The organism is Streptomyces niveiscabiei (assembly GCF_001419795.1).
GTDB lineage: Bacteria > Actinomycetota > Actinomycetes > Streptomycetales > Streptomycetaceae > Streptomyces > Streptomyces niveiscabiei.
The window spans coordinates 1-1,545 of the sequence record NZ_LIRL01001172.1 but is presented as its reverse complement, the minus strand read 5'-3'; the positions used below and the strand labels follow the sequence as shown (position 1 = coordinate 1,545).

Genomic DNA, 1,545 nt, shown 5'->3' with positions numbered 1-1,545 from the left:
GTTCGGGGGCGGGCTGGAGACCAAGCGGCGGCTGCTGGCGCTGGAGGGGGTGTTGCCGGAGCCGTTGTTCTGAGGCGGGGCTCCGGCGCGGGTGCGGCCGTCGGTCAGTCGTAGTGCCGTGCCTCCAGGACGTTGCCGTCGGGGTCGCTGAAGTAGAAGCTGCGCGGGGCCTTGCCGCGGGCCCCGAAGGAGCCGTGGGCGACGGGAGAGGTCGGGACGTCGAGGGACTCCAGGCGGGCGCGCAGAGCGTCGTAGGCGGCTTCCGGGAGGGCCAGGCAGACGTGGTTGACGGGGTGGCCGGCGCCGGCCTCGGAGTCGGGGAGCATGCGCATGTCGGGCGCCAGGGTGAGGGGCATCAGGTCGATCAGGGTGTCGTCGTTGACCCGTACGGAGGGGAACGGGACCTCGCCCGCCGTGAACTCGGGGAGCCGTACGGGGTCGAGGCCCACCGCGCGCGCGTAGAAGCCCGCGGAGGCGACGGGGTCGCGTACCCAGAGCACGACGTGGTCGAGACGTGCGGAGTTGTCCGTCATGCACCCCAGGCTGGTGGTGTCTCCCACAGGCCGCAAGAGTTTGACCGGCCAGAACGATCGCCAGAGATGAAGGAGAGAGCGACCGACAGGAGGCGGGCCCATGGTGCTGATGGTGTCGGAAGAGGTACGGGAGGCGCTCGCCGCGCGCAGGCCCGTCGTGGCACTGGAGTCGACGATCATCGCGCACGGGCTGCCCCGGCCGCGCAACCTCCAGGTGGCGCGCGAGCTAGAGGCCGTCGTCCGCGCGGAGGGCGCCGTACCGGCGACCGTCGCCGTGCTGGACGGGCAGCCGCGCGTGGGGCTCGACGAGAAGCAGCTGGAGCGCATCGCCGACGGTGACGGCATCCGCAAGCTCGGCCACCGCGACCTGCCGCTCGCGGTGGCGTCCGGCGCGAGCGGGGCGACGACCGTCTCCGCGACCGCGCAGCTCGCCGCGCTGGCCGGGGTGCGGGTGTTCGCGACCGGTGGGCTCGGCGGGGTGCACCGGGAGTGGACCCTCACGCAGGACGAGTCCGCCGACCTCGGGCTCCTCGCGCGCACGCGGATCACCGTCGTGTGCGCGGGCGTCAAGTCCATCCTGGACGTCCCCGCGACGCTCCAGCGCCTGGAGACGCTCGGCGTGGCCGTCGCCGGGTACGGCACGGACCGCTTCCCCGGGTTCTACCTGTCCGACTCCGGCCACCCCGTGGAGTGGACGCTCCGTACGCCCGGTGAGGTCGCCGAGGTGATGCGGGCTCAGGACCTCCTCGCCGGCCCGGACTCCGCCCTGATCGTCGCCAACCCCGTCCCCGAGGAACAGCAACTGGAACCGGCCCTCCACGCGCGCGTACTGGCCGACGCGCTGCACGCCTGCGAGGCCGAGAACATCACCGGCCAGGCCGTCACGCCCTTCCTCCTCGACTACCTCGTCCGCCACACCGACGGGGCGTCCCTGGAGGCCAACCTCGCGGCCGTACGCGGCAATGTGCGGCTCGCGGGGCGGATCGCCGCGGCTTGGGCGGGGGATTGAGGG

The 1,545-nt window shown here is 73.3% G+C and carries 2 protein-coding genes and 1 pseudogene; 2 read left to right on the top strand and 1 reads right to left on the bottom strand.

Annotation, left to right across the window (positions count from 1 at the left end; genetic code table 11):
- Window positions 1-73: pseudogene (locus tag AOK24_RS48125) on the top strand (MGMT family protein); the annotation flags it as partial.
- Between the two features lie 31 nt (window positions 74-104).
- Here the strand turns inward: AOK24_RS48125 and AOK24_RS41620 are convergent.
- Window positions 105-533 (bottom strand): VOC family protein, encoded by a 429-nt coding sequence (locus AOK24_RS41620; RefSeq protein ID WP_055725080.1) that lies wholly within the window; start codon window positions 531-533, stop codon window positions 105-107.
- Between the two features lie 100 nt (window positions 534-633).
- Here AOK24_RS41620 and AOK24_RS41615 point away from each other — a divergent pair, with 100 nt between their 5' ends.
- Window positions 634-1,542, top strand: coding sequence for a pseudouridine-5'-phosphate glycosidase (locus tag AOK24_RS41615; protein ID WP_055725079.1), 909 nt, complete (start codon window positions 634-636; stop codon window positions 1,540-1,542).
- Window positions 1,543-1,545: the final 3 nt, after the last annotated feature.